This window comes from Mucilaginibacter rubeus, from assembly GCF_014643835.1.
GTDB lineage: Bacteria > Bacteroidota > Bacteroidia > Sphingobacteriales > Sphingobacteriaceae > Mucilaginibacter > Mucilaginibacter rubeus.
Genome location: NZ_BMKD01000003.1, coordinates 801,607 through 821,862, shown reverse-complemented (window position 1 = coordinate 821,862; position 20,256 = coordinate 801,607). Strand labels below are relative to the sequence as shown.

Here is a 20,256-nt window from a genome sequence, read left to right as displayed (position 1 = left end):
ATTACGCTCTGCTATTTCCCACAAAACACGAATGCGCTAAAAATCATTTAGCGCATTCGCGTTTGTCCGCGTTTATACATAATTTAAATAATCCACAATTGCGGCGTATCCCTGAAATGATTGATCTCCTCAATCACTTCCAGTACCTCATCGGGCGATAGCTCATTTTCGCCGTCGGCAACGTAACTAAAAACTTTTCCGGGTTGCTCAAAAGTAATATACCCCAGGTAATCGGGATTATTCTTTTTATTTACCTGCAAAAGCTTATCAGGCTGGTTAAGCTTGCCTAAAGTTGATTTATCGCGGCGATAAATACTATAAGTATAGGTTAACACCGGGTGACCGTCTGCATGGGCATCACTGTCCGGTATTATAAGAAGAGTTAAATTTTTAGCTATAGTAATAAAGAATGGTTTCATATGTAGCGTTAAGTGCAGCATCAAGATATAGCAAGAGAGATGCCATAATCCTTATTTCGATAAAATTAATTTACTTTCAATATAAATAATATTTTTCAATAAAGATTGAATTATGGCACGATTTTTAAAGTGTTATATATAACAAACTAAATACATCAAACTATGAGATCATTATTGTATATCATCGCAGTTATCCTGATAATAGGATGGGCGATCAGTGTGTTTGCCTATTCGGCAACAGGTTTAATTCATGCTTTATTGGTAATTGCCGTAATTTCATTTTTGCTTGGCATTATCAGAAGCCCTTCAACAGTTTAAAAACTATTTTTCTATAAGAAAACAGAACGCGGGCCGCAAGCCCGCGTTTATTGTTTTGGATTTAAGCTAAAAATATCACACAAACTTTCATAACGTTTGTTTAGTGTTACTATAAGCTTTACGACGATGACATTAAGCGACGAAGAATTCAGGGAAGAATATAAACCACTGCACATCCCCTCACATTTTGACCCACTGGATACCCAGCAAAATAAAGCCATATATGCGCTGGCACAAATTGGCGAAGGTACGGCGGATAGTGTACTGAAAGAACTGGAAACCCTGCAGCCCGGCGTTGTGAACGAACAGGTCGCCGCGCTGGTTAAAACCACCCTTGTCAGCCTTTACAATAAAGGTCTTATTAAAGGCGAAGAACATAACGGGCAGATGCATTACAACCTCAGCAAGATCACCGAGGCTAATGACGGCTCAACGAGGCACGAATAGTTAATCTTCCTCGCCGTTTACATTTGCAGTGAGCACATCGCTCATATAATCAAAAAAGGGGCGCATATTCTTAAAAGTATCAGAAGCTTTTATGATGAAATCCGGGCGTAAAGCCTCCTCATCGGTAAAGCGCCGTCTTACTAAAAACTGTTTATAACGCAACAGCTCAATAGCTTCATGATCTGCAGCATAACCTTGGGGGGCTGTTTTCAGCTGTTCGCCTTCCAAAACACCAAAAGTTTTTGTAAACTCCTTACTGCCGATGATTTGCTTCAACGGCGAGGCATCAAAAGCGATATCATCGCGGATCCGCTTAAGATCGGGCGTATCCGGAGCCCAAAAGCCACCTGCTATAAATGTATTACCCGGTTCCAGGTGAAAATAATAACCGCCGCGGCGGTGCTTTCCCGCCCGTTTAAAATTCCCGCTCCAGTTAGTTTTAAAAGGCGTTTTATCTTTTGAAAAACGGATATCCCGATAAATGCGGTGCAGGGCCTTTTTTGCGTTGGGCGTTTCGATAACGTCATGCGTATTGAGCAGGTTCAGTAGCCCGACAGTAAAAGCCTCCACCAGTTCAAGCTGCTGTTGATATGCCTCTTTATGTTGGGCAAACCAGTCGCGGTTATTGTTCTGTTTCAGTTGCCTCATAAAATCAAAAGTGGAGGCGGGTAGTATTAGCTGGCTCATAATTAAAAATAATCTGCAAAAAGCAGGAAAGCCAAATTAGAGAAATTTGCAGGCTGTCCAAAATCGAATCCGCCTGCACTGTTTAATAATACATTCGGATGATGCTTAAGCACCGGATTTCCCCTCAAAACAAAAATGTGACACTTGTTTTTTGCCGAAAAACCTATCTTAGCCAAACAATCAAACCTGCTATGAAAAGGCGCTCCTTTGTTAAATCAACCCTGTTAACCGGTGTAACCGCAACTGTTTTACCTGCCATGAGCAAAGCTACAGAAACTTCCCCCAAAGCTGCCGAATACTATGAACTAAGGGTATACAACCTTAAAAATTCGGAACAGCAAAAACTGGTAGAGGATTTCCTGAAAGATACTGCTATCCCTGCCTTCAACCGGTTAGGTGTAAAACATGTAGGCGTATTTACCGAAATGAAGCACGAAGGCCAAACCAGGCTTTTTGTGCTGGTGCAGTTTAACAGTCTTGCCCATTTCGCAGCAGTGACCGATAGTTTCGCCGGCGATGCAGAACTGCAGGCCAAAGGCGCTGCTTATCTTAATGCCCCGGCCGCTGCCCCGGCTTATGAACGGATAGAAAGCTCTTTGTTAAAAGCGTTTGTACACATGCCGCACCTGGAAGCACCCGAAAATAAAACGAGGATCTTTGAGTTGAGGCAGTATCAAAGCGCAACTGAAGCCGCAGGTAAAAAGAAAATTGAAATGTTTAATGACGAAGGCGAAATAGATGTATTTAAACGCCTCGGTTTCAAGCCCGTTTTTTGGGGTGAAACCGTAATAGGTTCACAAAGGCCTAATCTTACCTATATGATCACCTTTGATGATCTTGATGCCAAGAATGCTCACTGGAAAGCTTTTGGTAGTGATCCGCAATGGAAAAAAATCAGCGCTATGCCCGAATATGCCGATGCGCTGCTGGTGAGCAAAATAACGTCAACTATGCTGATGCCAACACCTTACTCACAGATTTAATTTTTTACAGACTTACGAAGTTTTGGAAACTTCGTAAGTCTTGCTTATCAACGGCCTTTTCGAATTTCATCATACAGCTTATTTTTCATAAATTTATTAGCCACGATATGGAGGCAAACAGGCAAACACTCAGTGAGGCTGAGATTGAACTTCTGAAAGAAGGCTTGAAACGAGGTTATAAAGAGCGTTTTCAAATGGCCACCCGTTTGTACAAGATACAACAAACCATGAGCAAGACTTCGATAGTACATAAACCAGTTATCAGCAAATAATCTGTGGATGTATTTGACGAGGAAATATTAAGCCTTTCCAAAACCATATTCCCCCTTAATTTCTCTACTGCCTGTCTCAACGTTTGTTTTAAATAGATATTGCCTTAATTAAGATCAAAAGCCCCTGGTTTTGAGAAAGGCCAAAGGTGCGCAATTCTTATTGAGACTTATAACTTCCATCAACTATCACAGAAGCTAAGAAATACTCAGCAAATATCATAAAAAATACTATTAAATAAGTAAAAACAATAGTTATCCATACCCGGCTCTGCGCCGGGATTATGAAAGTTAAGGCCCGGGCGTAATGCTATTACGCAGGCAAAAATAAAAGAGGCCGGTACAAGATTCGAACTTGCGGACATTCCTTTTGCAGAGGACTCCCTTGAACCACTCGGGCAACCGGCCATGTTGTGGAAATAAAAGGACTTGAACCTTTAACCGACACCGTATAAGGGTGCTGCTCTTACCATTGAGCTATATTTCCAGCTGTAAATCAGTAGGGTAACCCGAACTTGAACCGGGAGCCTCCACATCCCAAATGTGGTAATCTGACCAATTGATATACTACCCTGTAAAGCAAAAAATCCCCTTAGTTTTTATCTAAGAGGATTTTTTAATGTTGTTATATACTTACTATATATACACAGCTATCTCCTCTGATAAATCAGTATGGGTGATGGACACTGTATACATATTGTTGTTTTCATGATGCAATTATACAAACAATATTTAAATTAAAAAATAATTATGAAAAATATTTTTTTTTCAATTACCCCAAGCTCCGCGTTAGCGATAGTAGCGGATACCGGCCAATGTGGCTAATACCTGTGCAGTATGAGCGTATAGCGCGGGCCGCAGGTAACGCCATAATTGATTTCGGATTTGGAATTTTTGGAATTTTCGGTTTCGGATTTGTTTATATCATCTCCCAATTAAGGGATTAAGATCTTTTTCAATTAGTTTAGCATTCAGTCAATTCTCAAATTATGTAAATTCTGATTCGGACAATGGCGTTGCCTACGGCCCGGGCTTTCCGTTGCAAGTCCTCGCCTTTCCGACCCACAATTCACCCCTCGCTGTGGGCTTTACACTACAATCCCTAACGCTGGCTTGCGCACCGAAAGTTGAAAACCTAAAATATTCTTCGTTTATGCCCACTTTTTTAAGGTTGTAAGAAGCTAACAACTGCCCAGCGTAATAATAAATTCAAAAAAAATAAAAATATTTTTCACTGCGCAAATACACTGCGCAGTAGCCTCTAACCTTTGTATCAACAAAACAAAATAAAGGAGGTTCAAAATGAAATTCAACCTGTTAAGCAGAGTAAAAACCAAAACGGTAAACCATGAAGGTGCAAAAGCCTTTACCATGAGTGCCGAACTGGAATTGTACACCACGGTAGTAACCTGGAGCTTAAACGACACCTTTTATGAAAAAGACCAGGCACGTATGGAGCGCCTGCGTAATTTGATAGCTAAATGCAACCCGGTATTTGTTGGTAAACTGGCAGTTTATGCACGTACCAAAATGTATATGCGTTCGGTACCGCTGGTGCTGGTTACCGAATTGGCTAAGCTGCACTCGGGCAACGATCTGGTTGCCCGGGTTACCGACGGGGTTATCGGTCGCGCAGATGAGATCACCGAGCTGCTGGCCTGCTACGAAACATTAAACCAGCGTAAGGGCACTAAAAAGCTCAACCGCTTGTCAAAGCAAATGCAAAAAGGTTTATCACAGGCTTTTAACCGCTTTGACGAATACCAGTTTGCTAAATATAACCGCGATGGCGCTATTAAAATGCGCGACGCTTTGTTCCTGGTGCACCCACGTGCTAAAGATGAGCTGCAGCAGTTGATCTTTAACAAGATAGCCACAAACGAGCTGCAAACGCCTTACACTTGGGAAACAGAACTCTCGGCCCTTGGTCAGCTGAATTTTGACAGTGCTGAAGCAAAAGCAATAGCGTTCCGCGCCAAATGGGAAGAACTGATTGATAGCGGTAAAGTTGGCTATATGGCCTTGCTGCGTAACCTGCGCAATATACAGGATGCAGGCGTAAGCTATGCACACTTTAAAAAAGTATGCGCAACCATTGCCGACGGCGAACAGGTGGCTAAAGCCAAACAGTTTCCATTCCGCTACCTGGCTGCTTACCGTGAGCTGATAACGCCAACCTCGGCGGTGCAAAACATTGCAAGGGCAGCCAAAGCAGCTATAACTGGCAACAAAGGCTACACCGGAGAACTGCTGGATGCATTGGAAAAAGCGGTACAGGCAAGCGCAGCCAATATCAGGGGTTTTGATGAAAATACCCGTGTATTGCTGGCCTGCGACGTGTCCGGATCCATGCAGCAACCGATCTCGGCTAAGTCAAAAGTACTATTGTACGATATTGGTTTAATGCTGGCGATGCTGCTGCAATCGCGTTGTAAAAATGTGGAGGTAGGTATGTTTGGTGACCGCTGGAAGACCATTACTGTACCACGCGGCAACATTTTGGGCAACGTGCAGGAGTTTTATCGCCGCGAAGGTGAAGTGGGTTACTCTACCAATGGTTACCTGGTTATCCATGACCTGAGTACCCGCCGCGTACAAATGGATAAGGTAATGTTATTTACCGATTGCCAATTGTGGAACAGTAACGGAGGTAGCAACCATATCCAGGAGCAGTGGGTTTACTACAAACAACACATTGCACCACAGGCAAAACTGTACCTGTTTGACCTGGCGGGCTATGGACAGGTACCTTTGCAGTTACTGCAAAACGATGTGCATTTAATTGCAGGCTGGAGCGATAAAGTTTTTGATGTGTTAGCAGCAATTGAAAACGGGAGCTCGGCGCTGAACATTATTAACAATATAGATTTATAAACGTGCAGGGAGGCTAACATCCCTGCATTTAAAAAATAAAGATGCCGTAGGCAAGGGTTACTTCGCAGCCAATAATGGGGAGGGCATTGTGGCGAAAGCCGTGATGGAGGTTCGAGTCCTCGCATGCAAGTCCCCTAAGTCTCTTGCCGACCTTTGCTCTTTATAAAAGGAGGTGTCGTAAATAAGTAATACTTCGTCACGGACCCGTTGTCGGGCTTGTCTACGAGCGGGAGAAAAAGAGACTTATTGATTTTTACCCTCCTTTAAAATATTGAAAATAAATAAGGTGCCGTAAATGTGCGCTACTTCGTGTCGCCGGTTCGAGCCCGGCTTCCGGAGCAACCCGGAGTAGCTCAGTTGGTTAGAGCAGAAAACAGCATTGCTGAACGTATGTTGACAGTAGCCCTTATTTTTAAAATGAACAACAGGTTAAAGTGCCGTAAATAAGTATTACTTCGCTTTTTAACCCCAGGGTCGCCGGTAAAAATCCGGCCTTTAGCCGCAAGCTAAGGTAGCTCAGACAGTTTGGAGCATGGGACGACTGAACCACTTGTTAGCCATTGCCTTTGGCCTGTTGTTCATAAATTTCTTTTACCTAAACCTGTTGCAATCAGGAATAAAGATGCCGTTGGTAAGCGTTACTTCGCCTGTCAAGCCAAGCGCTACCATTCATCGCTCTTTACTCCCTGATTTTAAACAAAAAAACTTCACCCTTCGGGGGTAAGTAATGAAAGATGCCGTAAGTGGGTGCTACTTCGATGGTTGAAAACATGTAGCAATACATGAGTGCCGGTTCGAATCCGGAATACACCTGCTACCTGTAGCTCTTTCATTTTTTACTTTAACATTAAATCTCATGACTGAAACTATACAACAAAAGTTTCTTGAATTAGAGCAAACTAAAAAAAGCTATCTTATTGCAAATAAGAGCTGAATTTTATGAAAACAGCCCGCTATAGTCCACTGCCATATTACATGTAAAAGCTGTTTAAAACATGGAAGCACGAAACGATCCCGATTTGCAAACCGCTTTGTAGAGTTTGGCATTGCTTCGTGCCCAGCAATAACGTTTCTTTGGCATGTTGCAATCGTGAGCTATCCTTCAATAAACACAAAAGGGCCTTCCAATGCGGAAAGCCCTTTTTTAACTCCGAAATCGGAAATCCGAAATCAAAATCAATCTCTACTTATGCTTCGAGCTCATGTAAAAAGTAATCTCACCTCCGTTCATGATCTCATCATGGCTAATGAATAGCTTATCAAGCGGTTTGCCATTCAGTGCCATCTTTTGCACATAAACATTTTTGGCACTTTGATTTTTTACATTGATGGTAAACTTTTTACCATTATCCAAATTAATAATCGCATGGTCAATAGCCGGACTACCGGTTGAATATTGATCTGAACCCGGAGCAACCGGGTAAAAACCAAGTGAGGTGAATATGTACCAGGCGCTCATCTGGCCTGTATCATCATTGCCTCCTAAACCATCGGGGGTTGGCTTGTACATCATTGGTAAAATCATGCGTACGCGTTCCTGCGTTTTCCAAGGTTTATCGGTCCAGTTGTACAAGTAGGCTACGTGGTGCGATGGCTCGTTGCCGTGCACGTAGTTACCGATAATACCGTCGCGGGTAATATCCTCTGTTTCGGCAAAATATTTATCGGGCAAGTTCATGGTAAACAATGAATCCAGGTAACGTACAAAGCGCTTATCACCGCCCATCAGTTTGATCAGGCTTTCAGGATCCTGAGGCGCAAATAGCGTATAGTTCCAGCTGTTACCTTCAATAAAACCTTCGTTAATGGTGCTCAACGGGTCAAACTTAGTCCTGAATGAACCATTGGCCAGTTTTGGGCGCATGAAACCTATTGAGGCGTCATAAACGTTTTTATAGTTTTCTGAACGCTTGACAAACTCCTCGTAGATATCGTTTCTGTTTAGTTTTTTTGCAAGCTGAGCAATTGCCCAGTCGTCAAAGGCATACTCCAGGGTTGAAGATACAGACACACCACTTTTCTCATCAGAGATGTATCCTTTATCCATATACTCACCAATACCTTCATAATCGCGGTGGCGGGCGGTGGTAACGCAGGCATCAAGCGCTTTATTAGCATCAAAATTCACATTACCTTTTATTACAGCATCGGCAATTACAGCAACGCTGTGGTAACCGCTCATACACCAGTTTTCGTTACCGGAGTTTGACCATACCGGCAGCATATGCTCCGGACTTTGATCAAAATGGGCCAGCATCGACTGGATCATATCCGCGTTACGTTTCGGCTCAATGATATTGAACAGCGGGTGTAATGCCCTGTAAGTATCCCAAAGCGAAAATGTAGTGTAATTGGTAAAACCATCAGCCTTATGTACATTTTGATCAAGGCCTTTGTATTGACCATCAGCATCCATGTACAACGTAGGATTGATCATGGTATGGTACATGGAGGTATAGAAATTTTGTTTGGTTTCCTTACTTCCGGCTATCTCAATTTTATGCAGTTCCTGTTCCCAAAGCTGCTGACCATCGTTTTTCACCTTATCAAAGTCCCAACCCGGTGCTTCGGTACGCATGTTATTTAGCGCGCCGTCCATACTTACGGGAGATATGGCAAACTTAATTTTGATCTTCTCCCCTTCTTCTGTTTTAAAGTCAAAGTAGCTGCGGATCTGCCTGCCGGCAATTTCAGGAAAGTTTTTGGTTTGATTGAATTTACCCCAGAAACCACCGTACACCTCGCGTTTATCGTACTTTTTATAGCCATGCTGATAAAAAGGTTTTGAAAAACTCATAGCGAAATACAGTGTACGGGTGCGTGCCCAACCATTGGTTTGACGGTAGCCTACAACTGTTGAATCGTTAACAACTTTAACGTAAGTCCATATGTTTTTGTCGGGGTAGTTATAGATCCCGGCCATGAGGTCGAGTATAATGTGCGACTGATCAGACTTGGGGAAAGTATATTGATGAAAACCAACCCTTGCTGTGGTAGTTAGCTCGGCAGTAATATTATTAGCGTCAAGTTTTACTTTATAATAGTTGGCCCCGCTAACCTCATTCTGGTGCGAAAACCCCGAACGGTAGCCGCTACCGGGTTTATCGGCCACACCAGGATTGAGTTTCAAAGCACCAACGGTTGGCATAATTAAAAAGTCGCCCAAATCTGAGTGACCGGTACCGCTGAAGTGGGTATGACTAAAGCCCACTATCGTTTTATCGTCATATTGATATCCTGCACAATATTTGTATACATCCGGATTGTAATGACCGTCCTTTTCATAGCTGGCAGTGTCTGTTTCGGGGCTTAATTGCACCATACCAAAAGGCACCGTTGCTCCCGGATAGGTATGCCCCATGCGTTGTGTACCTATAATAGGGTTAACATAATCAACCAGCTTTTCTGTTTTGTTTTGAGCCTGGCTATAAACGGCCGTACCTATTAATAATGCTGTAAGTATTCTTCTCATTGCAATCTTAAGTATATTCATTGTTTCCTCTCATATATAAGGAAATTCTGCGTCGCGGCCCCTGGCCTGTAACCTCTTTTTTAACAAAGCAACTAATTTATGTAAAGCAGCCCGCTAAATATGGGAGTACGTGGTATTTGTTACAGATACCTGTAACAAACGGTTTAAACCGCGGGATTTGAAGCGTAAGCGGCCCACAACTCATCCACTGTTTTACCGGTAAGGCTTTTCCAGCTGTCGTTGGTGAAAGTATGTTCACGCAGTTGCTTATCAAGTATTTTTACCAGATCGGGCTTTGCGTTTTTTTCCGCCCAAAGCAAAAAACGTGCAGTTACACGGTAAGCATTATCATAATTTTGGGTCGATTTAAATGCGGGTAATGCCCATTTGGCCCCGGCGTTGTCAACACCAAATTTAAAACGGGCATAATCGGCAATCCCCTCGGTTAACCAGCCGGGGCCGTCGCTGTTGCCATAAGCCTGCACAATATGCATTACTTCGTGGGTAACCACGTCAATATCGCCGGGATGTTTGGTCATATACTTCGCGCTGAATACTACGGTGTCATTTCCGGTAGCAGCCACGCCGTCATAAGCGGTATCGATAACAAACGTTACTTTTTTAGATGTTTTTTTGTTGTACTCCTTGGCAAGCTTTGGATACACTTCAAAAAAGGTTTTGATCAGCCTGTCTTTCAAATCTGTGCTAAATGCAGCATCCTTACTGATAAAAGTTACCTGGTAGCCTTTTTGTTTAAAAACTTCCTGTGCATTGGCATTCAAACCCATGAACAAGCCCGAAATTAAGAATAGTGAGAAAATAAATATTTTTTTCATGAATAGTTTTGGTTTTTGCGATTGATAATGATAAACCAGCCAAATATAGATAAAACGTTTTATCATTAAAACATAATCCTCTGTAATATTATTAATAGTTTCCTTTCAATTTGTTCAAAAACAAACGCCTGTTGCTCTTCAAACAACAGGCGTTTTTTAATTAAACAATATTATCAAAAAAGAACTATGAAGCAGTTGAACTATTGTGGAGTTAGCCCCCTACTACCCCAACCGGTTCTAACTAACCAGGTGAGCAGCATCAGTGTTCAAAGCTAATTAAATAAAACGTTTTACCAAATGATTTTGAGGATATTCGTGTACCCAAATAGTAAACTATTGTCACGCCGTAGCCTTCGACAGGGTCGATCCCCGCTCAATCAGTTTCGACGGGATTTTCAGATCAATTTTTGAAGCATCAAGTTTATGGGTGTTGATCTGCGCCATTAAAATATCAATTGCCGATTTTGCAATATCGTAAGTAGGTTGTTGTATGGTAGTGATACCCGGTGGGTATAAGCTAAACACTTCATTATCATCAAAACTTATCACGGCCAAATCATCGGGGATACTAAGCTTAAGATCTTTGATGGCCTGCAAACCCATGGTACCCAAATAATTGGTGGTAAAGAAAACAGCATCCATTTGTTTTTGCTTTTCAATAAATGCTTTAACAGCCTCAACCCCGTCATTCTTGTCCATATCAAAGGGAACCTTTAAAACCATCTTACTGCTCTCTTTCAGGTTATTATCTTTTAAAGCAGCTTTGTAGCCCAGGCTCCGGTCGTTTAGCTGGATCAGCCCGAGGTCGGCAGTCACCATCCCGATATTTTTATATCCCGATCGTACAAAACAATCAACCGCGTTGTAGGCGCTTGTATAATTATCAACCAGCACATGAGGGATGCTTGTCCCGGGGAAATATCCGTCAATAAGCACTACAGGTTTTTCATTATCAACCAGGTTCTGGATATCTTTTTCCAGCCCTTTCATCGGGGTAATAATATAACCATCAACCAGTTGCTGGCTTAGCATCCTGATCATATCCTTACCTTTTTGCAAGTTATTGTTGGTGCTGCAATAAATAATACGATAGCCGTCTTTTTCAGCCTCCTCTTCAATAACCTTTGCCATCTCTCCAAAAAACGGCCCGCCAATGCTCTCCACTATCAGCCCGATAACTTTTGAAACACCCGTACGCAAACCAACCGCCATACGATTAGGTTCATAACCATTTTTTTTGGCCACATCCAATATCTTTTTACTGATCTCTTTGCTGATACGGCCCTTTCCATTTAAAACAAATGAAACAGTAGTTATTGACGTATCGGTAAGTTTGGCTATATCCTTAATGGATATCTTTTTTTTCATCATCGTTTTTTAAATTCAGGTTTAAGGTTTAGTATGCCCGACATCTTAAAGTGTTATCAATTTTCATGTTAAACCGGTAATTAGTCAAACAGATATCTGTTAAAATTTAACTTTTTGCTTTTTTTCAATCAAACCCGGCAAGTTAATTTTGCTAATTGCCAATATTTTAACCTTGTAATATAAACATTTAAAACCGGACTGGTAAATATAGCGTATGGCTTGCATTTTCGACCTTTTCAACAACAATTTATTGCAAAACAGTTATAAACTTTCATTAAGATCATTAAAAATCAAAATAGAAGACCTGTGTATAAAAGCTTTCATCGTATCAATTGCTGACAAATTAATGCTAAATTTAGATTTTGTGTTTTCCCTGATTAATTGGTATTTTAAAACTTCATGAGTATAACGCCGAAACTCAACCGCTTTGATCTTTCAATGATTGTTGTGAGCCTCGTAATAGGCATGGGCATTTTTGCAGCACCGGCAGAAGTGGCAAAAAACTCAAGCACACCTCTTTTGTATTTCGGAGCCTGGCTGCTTGGGGGAGCAGTAAGCCTGTGCGGGGCGCTCACCTTTGCCGAAATTGGTGCCCGCTACCCTACCACAGGCGGTTTCTACAAAGTGTTTTCATATTGCTTCCACCCTGCTTTTGCTTTTATGATTAACTGGGTGCTGGTGATCAGCAACGCTGCTTCGGTAGCTGCCGTAGCATTGATAGGCGCGGAATACATTAACCCCATTATTATGCCACAAAGCCTGCAAAACGATGCGGGCATCAAAATCATGACCATCACTTCCGTGGTTGTTTTATATATTATCAACTACCTGGGCATTAAAATGAGTGCCCGTACTCAAAACGTACTTACGCTTTTTAAAATAGGCATGATCCTGATTTTGTGTGCGGCAGTATTTAAAGGTAACATCAATGCTACCAAAGAAGTTATCGCATATCATAATAATAACAATATAAGCGCGTTCGGAATAAGTTTGGTAGCTGTATTTTTTACCTATGGCGGTTATCAGCAAACTATAAATTTTGGAGGCGATATTATAAACCCGAAGATCAATATCCCCAAGGCTATATTTTTTGGAATAGCTACCGTGATATCATTATACATGCTTATCAACTTTGCCTATTATTCGGTTTTAGGTATCAGCGGGCTACAGCATAAAACTACGTTAGCGGCAACCCTTGCAGGGGTTTTGTTTGGTGCTGCGGGATATAAAATAGTATCGCTGCTTATGTTTGTTTCGGTACTGGCTTTCGTTAACGTTAATATTATGGCCAACCCGCGTGTTTATTACGCTATGGCCGAAGATGGTATATTACCAGCCCGCTTTAAACGTGTAAACAGCCAAACCCAGGTACAGGAGTTTGGATTGAGCTTTTTTGTTGGTGCGGTGCTCATTATCCTGTTTTTTGCCAATTCGTTTCAAAACATATTAAATTATGTAATGTTTTTTGACACCATTGGCCTTTCAACTGCAGCTATAACGATCTTCATTTTACGGCGCAAAACCAAACATCTCAATAATACAGGCATCTATATCATGAAATGGTACCCTGTTATACCTATCATATTTATTACAACCTATTGGTTTGTCACTATCAGCATTTTTATTGAAAACCCACAGGCTGCTTTAATATGCATCTGTGCTTTTATTGCCGGCCTTATTATCTACTATATCACAAAACGAAGCCAAAAACCTAACACTATACTTTAATTATGGATTTGTCATTTATTTTAAATGAGCTTGGGGAGGAAAGAGAGAACTACTTTAACGCCGTTTCGCCGCCAATTATGCAATCAAGCAATTTCTGTTTTAAAGACGTTGCAGCACTTAGGGGGGCAATGAATGATGAATTTGAAAGCAGCCTGTACTCAAGGGGACAAAATCCCACACTCACTATACTCAGGAAAAAACTTGCCGCGTTAGATGGCGCGGAAGACGCCCTGCTGTTCAGCAGCGGTATCAGTGCTATAAGTGTCCCCATTTTATCGCTGTTAAAATCCGGTGATCATATTATTGCCGTCGATAACCTGTACAGTTGGACAATTAAATTATTTAAAGACTTTTTACCCAAATTTGGCATTACAACCACATTTATTGACGGAACAGTTTTTGAAAATTTTGAACAAGCTGCAACTCCGCAAACCCGCTTAATTTACCTCGAAAGCCCTAATACATTTTGTTATGCCTTACAGGACATCAGAAAAGTGACCGGCTTTGCCAAATCAAGGGGCATCACAACCATGATTGATAACAGCTACTGTAGTCCCCTTTATCAGCAGCCCATATCAATGGGGGTTGATCTTGTGGCGCAATCAGCAACAAAATATATCGGCGGCCATTCGGATGTTGTGGCAGGTGTGCTTACCGGCAGCAAGGCTATGCTTAAAAAAATCTTTGAGCACGAGTTCATGAATACCGGTCCGGCGCTGTCGCCCCACTCGGCATGGCTGCTTTTGCGGGGATTAAGAACGCTCCCGCTGCGGCTGCAGCGCAGCTTTGAAAGTACCCGGATCATTACAGAATGGCTTGTCTCTCATCCGGCTGTACAGGATGTGATCTGGCCTTTTAGTCCCAAATTCAATCAGGCCGATTTGGTTAGCCAACAAATGCAGGGCTGCGGAGGTTTATTTAGCCTCGTATTAAAGCACAGTTCATTTAGTAAAATTGAAAAGTTTTGTAACAGCCTGCAACATATTTTACTTGCTGTGTCGTGGGGAGGCCATGAAAGCCTTGTTGTGCCGGCCATCGCTTCTTTTAGTGAGGATGAGTATTCGGCCGATAACGACCATCATCAATTAATCCGGATGTATATTGGTTTGGAAGATCCACATTATTTGATGGCGGATATTAAACAGGCTTTAGAAAAGTAAATAGTCCCGGCTCCGCGCCGGGATTACTGTTTGGTTTTTGAAATCAATTTTAATTATTTTATAGGGATGCATGCTGAATACCTTTTGCATGCTGATGTTCAAAATACAGGCACTTGATCTGGTACTCCCGGTTAACACTGTCATAAGCCATCAGATCAGCATCGCCGTGAAAGTAATTGCGGATGCTATACCTGAAATCATTTTGGTCAGGGAAACTCTTGTACACATTTGCTACAGTTAAGTTTAAAACAGGCGTTGCTATAGCGGCACTGAAGAAATACTTTTCGTAGCGGGCATAGCCTTTTCCTTGCGGTATTATTTGTGCATGTGTATAAAGCGGAAAACCGGCTGTATCAAGTATCTCATATGCTTCATTTTGATAAAACCTGTAATTTTTACCTCCGTCGCGGTAGCCAAAAACATTGCCCTTTAACAGACTGATCTTTTTACTTCCGGCTTTAACGCTGATGTGCTTTCCTCCAAAAAAATCATTGATTTTTAGTTTTTCACCAGCTTCGGGCACATAGCTTAGCCTGCCGGCTTTGTAATCCTGTACAGTTAAATAAATACCTGCGTTTGCATTTGTGTTTTGTGCCACAAGTCGGTTCGCCTGTATACTTATCATCATTGTGATGATGATCATTTTAATTGAATTTTTCATTTTGTTTACTATTTAATCTTAAAATTAAGGGCATAAAAAAGCCGGGCGGCAAAACCCGGCCTCCAACCTTTACTAAACCTAGCCCTGCAATCCAAACGGGATAAGTTATCGCGGTTTTAAAGTACGTTTATGTTACACGCCTCTTTGCGCTTAAAAACGCACCAATAAGGCAGCTATAAATCTTGTTTCAGAATTCACCAAATCGGGGACAAAATTAGTACCGCCAAGTGGTGTAGTATTATAACCATCAGGAGATGTAACGCCACCATGACCGGCAAAGTAAGGAACATCGGCATGGCGGTGTACCACTTCCATCCTGAAAGTCAGGTAATCGTTAGGCATCAGATCCACGGTAGTTGAATAGTCATAAGCATGGAACTTATCGCCGGGATTAGCCGAGAACGGATGTGTACCAACTGCACCTGTGCCCACTGCCGGGATGGGGTTGGCATCGCCCGTTGGGTAAAGCACCAGGTAACGGCCGGGGTTGTTCATCACACCACCACCTACTGTCCAGCCTAAATGGCCGTTAGCCATTACCATACGGTGATAAAACATGGCGCTGGCAAAGTATTGGGCCGGCCCTTTAACAGGATCGGATTTGAAACCGTTAACGCCATCGCCTTTTTCATCGCCAAGGTCGCCTGTTATAGAGAAGGCCGCACTGTTTACGAAAGTGTTTTTATTTTTGTAATAACGTACCTCCACGCTGTTATCAGTATGGAAGCGCTTACGACCCGGTTTATCCTGGGTATCGGCACCATAATAGTTATTACTTAGCACCTGAAGCCATTCTTTAGGGCGCCAAAGAACCTGACCACCAATGCCTGGCCTACTATTAAACATACCGTATGATTGCCAGCCGTTAATTAGCCAAGGCTCAATTTTCAGTTTGTCCGATACAAAGATCTGCACACGCACACCGTTAAAAAACCATGGCGTATTATCACTGGTGAAGGATGGCTGGTAAGCCCAGTTTTCGGCATTATAGTACGAGAACAAACCTACGTACGACATGAACAAACCTGCATCAACGTTGATACCGTTCAACACATTAAAATGGTAACCGGCGTTGGCTTCGCTCAGGTAGCGGTAAGCTGTTGAAAGATCAAACTGTCCGCGGGTAACACTGAAGTCGTTACGGGGCACTACAGTTGATCGCGTACCAAATTGGGTAAGTACGCTGGCACGCACATTATCATAATGAAAATCGCCACCGAAAGCTACAGTCGAAATTTCAAACTCATGGTCGCGCGCCAGTGCAGTTGAACCAACCACGGTATGGTCTATAGGGTTATTGTTTGAAGCGGTATAATTAAAATCAAGCAGGAAACGACCGGTAAAATATTTAGTATCGAGCAGGGCTTTGTGACGGCGATCGTTGCCGTTAAGCCAGGTAAAATCGCCAAAGGCAAATGGTTCGGGTTTAGTTTTTACGGTGTCTTTAACTGTGGTGCTATCTGGTAATGATGCAGCGTTTGCCTGGGCATAGGCTAAAAGTAAAGTAAGGCCTAAAGCAATAAATAAGAGAAGTTTTTTCATTTTTTGTATGAGATTATTTGTTCGCGGCCGGAGCGGGTTGCAGTGTTTAGTTTTTATTGCTCCTGCCTGCGTTAATTATGGCACGCCTGCCAATTGCTATACCAAAGTGGCTGCAATATTTTTCGCCGATTTGATTATCAGCTCTTTATTAGTTTTTGTTTTATATTTTGGTTGGGGATAGTTGAATGTTCTGTTTCATTTTGAGAAGGCGGTTTTCTCATGGTGATTAGATAAGAGTTCGTAGTCTCTGAAGTGTAATATCAAACTAGTGGGTCCTGTCACCCTGAGCTTGTCGAAGGGTCGTGGGCAGAGGCCTGCCCGCTATGCTTCGATAAACTCAGCATGACATCCTCTCTTTGTTAATCAATTCATAATAATATGATACTCTTCAATTTTACGGTACAGGGTGGCTAAACCAATTCCAAGCACCCTTGCAGCTTCTGATTTATTGCCTTTCACATATTTCAGGACCCTGCGGATGTGGTGGCGTTCTACGCTATCCAAATCAAGTGCTACAAGGTCATAATAACCACCGTTATGAAATTCGTTGGGGAGTAGCTTAGGAGTGAGTATAGGTTCGTCCATCAGGATGATAACCCGCTCAATTACATTTTTAAGTTCGCGGATATTGCCGTTCCACTTATGCTGGTTGAGCAGTTTAAAAAAGTTCTCGTCCACATCAGGCTGCTTTTTCTTCACTTTGGCCGAATACAGTTTGATAAAGTGCCGTGCCAGCACCTCAATATCACCTATCCTATCCCGCAGGGGCGGCAGTACTATAGAAAAGCCGGAAAGGCGATAAAACAGATCGAGTCTGAAGTGCCCGTCTTCCGATTCCTTTTGCAAATCGCGATTGGTGGCTGCAATGAGGCGTACGTTCACTTTAATGGTTCGGGTTTCGCCTATTTTAATGAAAGTACCGTTTTCTAATACCCGCAACAGTTTGGCCTGTAGGTCATGGCTCATTTCGCCAAGTTCATCCAGGAAAATAGTACCACCATTGGCTTCTTCAAACAAGCCTTTCTTGTCTTTGAGCGCACCGGTAAATGCCCCGGCCTTGTAACCAAACAATTCACTTTCCAATAACTCTTTGCTAAAAGCACTGCAGTTAACGGCAACAAAAGGCTTGTCTTTACGCAGGCTTTCATAATGGATGGCTTCGGCAAATACTTCCTTGCCTGTGCCGGTTTCGCCTAAAAGCAAAACGGTGGCATCAGTGCAGGCTACTTTTTTTGCCAGTTCAACCGCCTCCAGTATCGCCGGCGATTGCCCTAACACTATAGGGAAACCATGTTGGGCTTCAACCTCATTTTGCAGCTCGTTAATGTGATATTGCAGGTTGGCTTTATCAAGCGCTTTACTTACCAGCGGAATGATCCTATCGTTATCATCGCCTTTGGTTATATAATCAAAGGCTCCGTTTTTAATAGCCAGCACCCCGTCGCTGATGGTACCAAAGGCCGTTAGGTTGATGATTTCGATGTAGGGCTTTATTTGTTTGATGCGCTGCACCAGTTCAACGCCATTGGCATCGGGCAGTTTCACATCGCTCAGCACCACCCTCACATCCTCGCGCTCAATGATCCGCAGACCAGCTTTGGCATTTGGTGCCTGAATTACGTGATAACCTTCCAGCACCAGGATCCGGGCCATCAGTTCGCTCAGCTTAACTTCGTCATCAATTATTAATATGCCTGATTTCATTTTTGTATTTGTTTGGATTATTGATGAGCATCAGCGGTAGTGTTTCCAGCAACCTCACATATAAGCTGATCCCCTTCTTGATCTCTTCGAGGTAAATAAATTCATCGGCCGAATGTGAGCGGGCCGAATCACCGGGACCAATCTTTACCGAAGGGATGGATAACCAGGCCTGATCAGATGTGGTAGGCGAGATATAAGTTTTGCAGCCAACAGCTATTCCCGTTTTAACTATAGGATGCTCAGGAGATACCGATGACGCGGCTAATGAACCGGCGCGTGGACTTACCTGGCAGGATACATTACGTTTGATGATATCAACAATTTCATGCTGTGAAAATGTATCGTCATGCCTGATATCAACAGTGAACTCGCAGCGGCCGGGCACAATGTTATGTTGCGAACCCGCCTTAATCGTGGTTACCGTCATTTTTACGGGTGCAATACCTTTTAATTGTTGCGGAAACTGGTAAAGGCTAAACCATTCCAGATCACGCAGGCATTTGTGAATGGCATTATCGCCCTCTTCGCGCGCGGCGTGACCGGGGCGGCCATTGCTTACGCAATCAATAACCAAATTGCCTTTTTCGGCAATGGCCATCTGCAATAAAGTAGGCTCACCAACTATAGCCAGCTCGCAATTGCCCAGCAGGGGCAGGATTGATTTAATGCCATTTTCGCCGGAGTTCTCCTCTTCAGCAGTAATGGCGAGGCATAAATTAAAACCCAGGCCCTGATAGCAATAAAAATGCAGGAAAGCAGCAATTAACGATACCACACAACCACCCGCATCATTACTCCCCAGGCCATAAAGTTTCCCTTCGCTTATTTCCGGACAAAACGGGTCTTTTGTGTAAGCTTCGTTTGGCACAACCGTATCCATATGAGAGTTAAGCAATATTGTCGCTTTAGTTTCATCGTAGTATTTATTAAAGCACCAGATATTGTTTCCCTGCCGTTTCACCTTTACCGAATACCCAAGCAAATGCTGTTGTATAGTATCGGCAACCGCACATTCATCGCCGCTGAACGACGATATTTTGATCATGTGCTGCAGCAGCACAACTGATTCGCTAAAAAAATGCGGGTTTAAAGGCATGGTATGCCCCACCAGGGAGGTGACGGGCTGCTCATTCAATGTTTTTATCATAACTGATTAGTTTAGTTGGGGGTCGAATAACATGGCCGTACACAGGCAATTGCAGCGATTTTTACTTTGCAGCACATCGTAGTTTACACAGCTTTTGCAGGCATCCCAAAAACGAGGTTCACCTGCTACTTCGGCATAGGTTACGGGCTCAAAGCCAAGACGGGTATTCATTTTCATGATGGCCAAACCAGATGTGATACTGAATATTTTGGCGGTTGGGTATTTACTGCGCGAAAGGTTAAAAATACGGTTCTTAATTTCGGAGGCTACACCCTGGTTACGGCGTTGCGGTGATACGATGAGCCCGCTGTTGGATACAAATTTCCCATCGTCCCAGGTTTCGATGTAGGAGAAACCTACCCATTCGCCATTTTCAGTTACGGCCATTATAGCTTTGCCAGTATCGATTTTTTCTATTACTGAGGCGGCCGATCTTTTGGAAATACCCGAGCCTCTTGCTATGGCCGAACTTTCCATTTCCCTGATAATTTCGTCGGCGAACACTACATCGGCCGGAATAGCCGGCCTTACAATAATTCGTTCATCTTCCATTTTATATGTTTATTTCAGCTATCAGCACGGATTTGTTGAATAACTGTACATATCCCAATGCTAAAAGAATGCCCGTTGTGGTACGCTTG

Annotated in this window: 17 protein-coding genes and 3 tRNA genes; 7 read left to right on the top strand and 13 right to left on the bottom strand. The window is 42.8% G+C overall.

All coding sequences use genetic code 11. From position 1 onward, the window contains the following. Window positions 1-83: 83 nt before the first annotated feature. Complete coding sequence (locus IEX80_RS13705; RefSeq protein ID WP_090524273.1) at window positions 84-419, bottom strand: hypothetical protein; 336 nt, start codon at window positions 417-419, stop codon at window positions 84-86. Between the two features lie 162 nt (window positions 420-581). On the opposite strand from IEX80_RS13705, the gene IEX80_RS13700 reads away from it, so the two are divergent. Both IEX80_RS13700 and IEX80_RS13695 read left to right on the top strand, forming a co-directional pair. After that, a complete protein-coding gene (locus tag IEX80_RS13700; RefSeq protein WP_112652139.1) occupies window positions 582-737 on the top strand; it encodes a lmo0937 family membrane protein in 156 nt (51 codons plus the stop codon). Between the two features lie 126 nt (window positions 738-863). Beyond that, the gene (locus tag IEX80_RS13695) at window positions 864-1,184 is read left to right on the top strand and encodes a hypothetical protein (protein ID WP_188833207.1); all 321 of its coding nucleotides are present in this window, start codon (window positions 864-866) and stop codon (window positions 1,182-1,184) included. On the opposite strand, the gene IEX80_RS13690 is transcribed toward IEX80_RS13695, so the two are convergent. Continuing rightward, window positions 1,185-1,871 (bottom strand): DUF2461 domain-containing protein, encoded by a 687-nt coding sequence (locus IEX80_RS13690; RefSeq protein ID WP_188833206.1) that lies wholly within the window; start codon window positions 1,869-1,871, stop codon window positions 1,185-1,187. It abuts the gene before it with no gap. Between the two features lie 191 nt (window positions 1,872-2,062). On the opposite strand from IEX80_RS13690, the gene IEX80_RS13685 reads away from it, so the two are divergent. Together IEX80_RS13685 and IEX80_RS13680 are read left to right on the top strand one after the other, a co-directional pair. Beyond that, window positions 2,063-2,854: an NIPSNAP family protein gene (locus IEX80_RS13685; protein WP_188833205.1), complete on the top strand. Its 792-nt coding sequence runs from the start codon at window positions 2,063-2,065 to the stop codon at window positions 2,852-2,854. A 107-nt stretch (window positions 2,855-2,961) separates the two neighbouring features. Then, entirely contained in the window at window positions 2,962-3,126 is a 165-nt protein-coding gene (locus IEX80_RS13680; RefSeq protein WP_176623620.1) for a hypothetical protein, read from the top strand. A gap of 331 nt (window positions 3,127-3,457) precedes the next feature. On the opposite strand, the gene IEX80_RS13675 is transcribed toward IEX80_RS13680, so the two are convergent. From IEX80_RS13675 to IEX80_RS13665, 3 genes are all read right to left on the bottom strand, one after another. After that, window positions 3,458-3,531, bottom strand: a tRNA-Cys gene (locus IEX80_RS13675). A 6-nt stretch (window positions 3,532-3,537) separates the two neighbouring features. Beyond that, a tRNA-Ile gene (locus IEX80_RS13670) sits at window positions 3,538-3,610 on the bottom strand. Window positions 3,611-3,623: 13 nt separating this feature from the next. Next, window positions 3,624-3,697 (bottom strand) — tRNA-Pro (locus tag IEX80_RS13665). A 728-nt stretch (window positions 3,698-4,425) separates the two neighbouring features. On the opposite strand from IEX80_RS13665, the gene IEX80_RS13660 reads away from it, so the two are divergent. After that, window positions 4,426-5,997, top strand: a complete 1,572-nt coding sequence (locus IEX80_RS13660) for a TROVE domain-containing protein (RefSeq protein WP_176623618.1) — start codon at window positions 4,426-4,428, stop codon at window positions 5,995-5,997. A 1,183-nt stretch (window positions 5,998-7,180) separates the two neighbouring features. On the opposite strand, the gene IEX80_RS13655 is transcribed toward IEX80_RS13660, so the two are convergent. The 3 genes from IEX80_RS13655 to IEX80_RS13645 all read right to left on the bottom strand — a co-directional run bounded on the left by IEX80_RS13655 (window position 7,181) and on the right by IEX80_RS13645 (window position 11,676). After that, the gene (locus tag IEX80_RS13655) at window positions 7,181-9,490 is read right to left on the bottom strand and encodes a GH92 family glycosyl hydrolase (protein WP_188833204.1); all 2,310 of its coding nucleotides are present in this window, start codon (window positions 9,488-9,490) and stop codon (window positions 7,181-7,183) included. A 143-nt stretch (window positions 9,491-9,633) separates the two neighbouring features. Further along, window positions 9,634-10,305 carry a basic secretory protein-like protein gene (locus IEX80_RS13650; protein ID WP_176623610.1) on the bottom strand — a complete coding sequence of 224 codons (672 nt, stop codon included), beginning with the start codon at window positions 10,303-10,305 and terminating at the stop codon, window positions 9,634-9,636. A 339-nt stretch (window positions 10,306-10,644) separates the two neighbouring features. Next, window positions 10,645-11,676, bottom strand: coding sequence for a LacI family DNA-binding transcriptional regulator (locus IEX80_RS13645; protein ID WP_188833203.1), 1,032 nt, complete (start codon window positions 11,674-11,676; stop codon window positions 10,645-10,647). A 396-nt stretch (window positions 11,677-12,072) separates the two neighbouring features. Between IEX80_RS13645 and IEX80_RS13640 the strand changes: the two genes are divergently transcribed. Further along, window positions 12,073-13,401: an APC family permease gene (locus IEX80_RS13640; RefSeq protein WP_188833202.1), complete on the top strand. Its 1,329-nt coding sequence runs from the start codon at window positions 12,073-12,075 to the stop codon at window positions 13,399-13,401. A 2-nt stretch (window positions 13,402-13,403) separates the two neighbouring features. Next, entirely contained in the window at window positions 13,404-14,561 is a 1,158-nt protein-coding gene (locus tag IEX80_RS13635; protein ID WP_176623608.1) for a trans-sulfuration enzyme family protein, read from the top strand. Window positions 14,562-14,619: 58 nt separating this feature from the next. Here the strand turns inward: IEX80_RS13635 and IEX80_RS13630 are convergent, their stop codons facing one another. From IEX80_RS13630 to IEX80_RS13610, 5 genes are all read right to left on the bottom strand, one after another. After that, window positions 14,620-15,222, bottom strand: a complete 603-nt coding sequence (locus IEX80_RS13630) for a hypothetical protein (protein ID WP_176623606.1) — start codon at window positions 15,220-15,222, stop codon at window positions 14,620-14,622. Between the two features lie 150 nt (window positions 15,223-15,372). Continuing rightward, window positions 15,373-16,764 carry an outer membrane beta-barrel protein gene (locus IEX80_RS13625; protein ID WP_188833201.1) on the bottom strand — a complete coding sequence of 464 codons (1,392 nt, stop codon included), beginning with the start codon at window positions 16,762-16,764 and terminating at the stop codon, window positions 15,373-15,375. A 363-nt stretch (window positions 16,765-17,127) separates the two neighbouring features. Further along, a complete protein-coding gene (locus tag IEX80_RS13620; RefSeq protein WP_090524220.1) occupies window positions 17,128-18,468 on the bottom strand; it encodes a sigma-54-dependent transcriptional regulator in 1,341 nt (446 codons plus the stop codon). Next, a complete protein-coding gene (locus IEX80_RS13615) occupies window positions 18,443-19,615 on the bottom strand; it encodes a M20/M25/M40 family metallo-hydrolase (RefSeq protein ID WP_308421692.1) in 1,173 nt (390 codons plus the stop codon). The genes IEX80_RS13620 and IEX80_RS13615 overlap by 26 nt, the downstream gene beginning before the upstream one ends. A 6-nt stretch (window positions 19,616-19,621) precedes the next feature. Beyond that, window positions 19,622-20,167, bottom strand: coding sequence for a GNAT family N-acetyltransferase (locus IEX80_RS13610; RefSeq protein ID WP_090524217.1), 546 nt, complete (start codon window positions 20,165-20,167; stop codon window positions 19,622-19,624). Window positions 20,168-20,256 lie beyond the last annotated feature (89 nt).

Bases quoted from the DNA above. Each gene is read 5' to 3' on its own strand.
- IEX80_RS13705 (WP_090524273.1), bottom strand. From the start codon at position 419: ATGAAACCATTCTTTATTACTATAGCTAAAAATTTAACTCTTCTTATA.
- IEX80_RS13700 (WP_112652139.1), top strand. From the start codon at position 582: ATGAGATCATTATTGTATATCATCGCAGTTATCCTGATAATAGGATGG.
- IEX80_RS13695 (WP_188833207.1), top strand. From the start codon at position 864: ATGACATTAAGCGACGAAGAATTCAGGGAAGAATATAAACCACTGCAC.
- IEX80_RS13690 (WP_188833206.1), bottom strand. From the start codon at position 1,871: ATGAGCCAGCTAATACTACCCGCCTCCACTTTTGATTTTATGAGGCAA.
- IEX80_RS13685 (WP_188833205.1), top strand. From the start codon at position 2,063: ATGAAAAGGCGCTCCTTTGTTAAATCAACCCTGTTAACCGGTGTAACC.
- IEX80_RS13680 (WP_176623620.1), top strand. From the start codon at position 2,962: ATGGAGGCAAACAGGCAAACACTCAGTGAGGCTGAGATTGAACTTCTG.
- IEX80_RS13660 (WP_176623618.1), top strand. From the start codon at position 4,426: ATGAAATTCAACCTGTTAAGCAGAGTAAAAACCAAAACGGTAAACCAT.
- IEX80_RS13655 (WP_188833204.1), bottom strand. From the start codon at position 9,490: ATGAATATACTTAAGATTGCAATGAGAAGAATACTTACAGCATTATTA.
- IEX80_RS13650 (WP_176623610.1), bottom strand. From the start codon at position 10,305: ATGAAAAAAATATTTATTTTCTCACTATTCTTAATTTCGGGCTTGTTC.
- IEX80_RS13645 (WP_188833203.1), bottom strand. From the start codon at position 11,676: ATGATGAAAAAAAAGATATCCATTAAGGATATAGCCAAACTTACCGAT.
- IEX80_RS13640 (WP_188833202.1), top strand. From the start codon at position 12,073: ATGAGTATAACGCCGAAACTCAACCGCTTTGATCTTTCAATGATTGTT.
- IEX80_RS13635 (WP_176623608.1), top strand. From the start codon at position 13,404: ATGGATTTGTCATTTATTTTAAATGAGCTTGGGGAGGAAAGAGAGAAC.
- IEX80_RS13630 (WP_176623606.1), bottom strand. From the start codon at position 15,222: ATGAAAAATTCAATTAAAATGATCATCATCACAATGATGATAAGTATA.
- IEX80_RS13625 (WP_188833201.1), bottom strand. From the start codon at position 16,764: ATGAAAAAACTTCTCTTATTTATTGCTTTAGGCCTTACTTTACTTTTA.
- IEX80_RS13620 (WP_090524220.1), bottom strand. From the start codon at position 18,468: ATGAAATCAGGCATATTAATAATTGATGACGAAGTTAAGCTGAGCGAA.
- IEX80_RS13615 (WP_308421692.1), bottom strand. From the start codon at position 19,615: ATGATAAAAACATTGAATGAGCAGCCCGTCACCTCCCTGGTGGGGCAT.
- IEX80_RS13610 (WP_090524217.1), bottom strand. From the start codon at position 20,167: ATGGAAGATGAACGAATTATTGTAAGGCCGGCTATTCCGGCCGATGTA.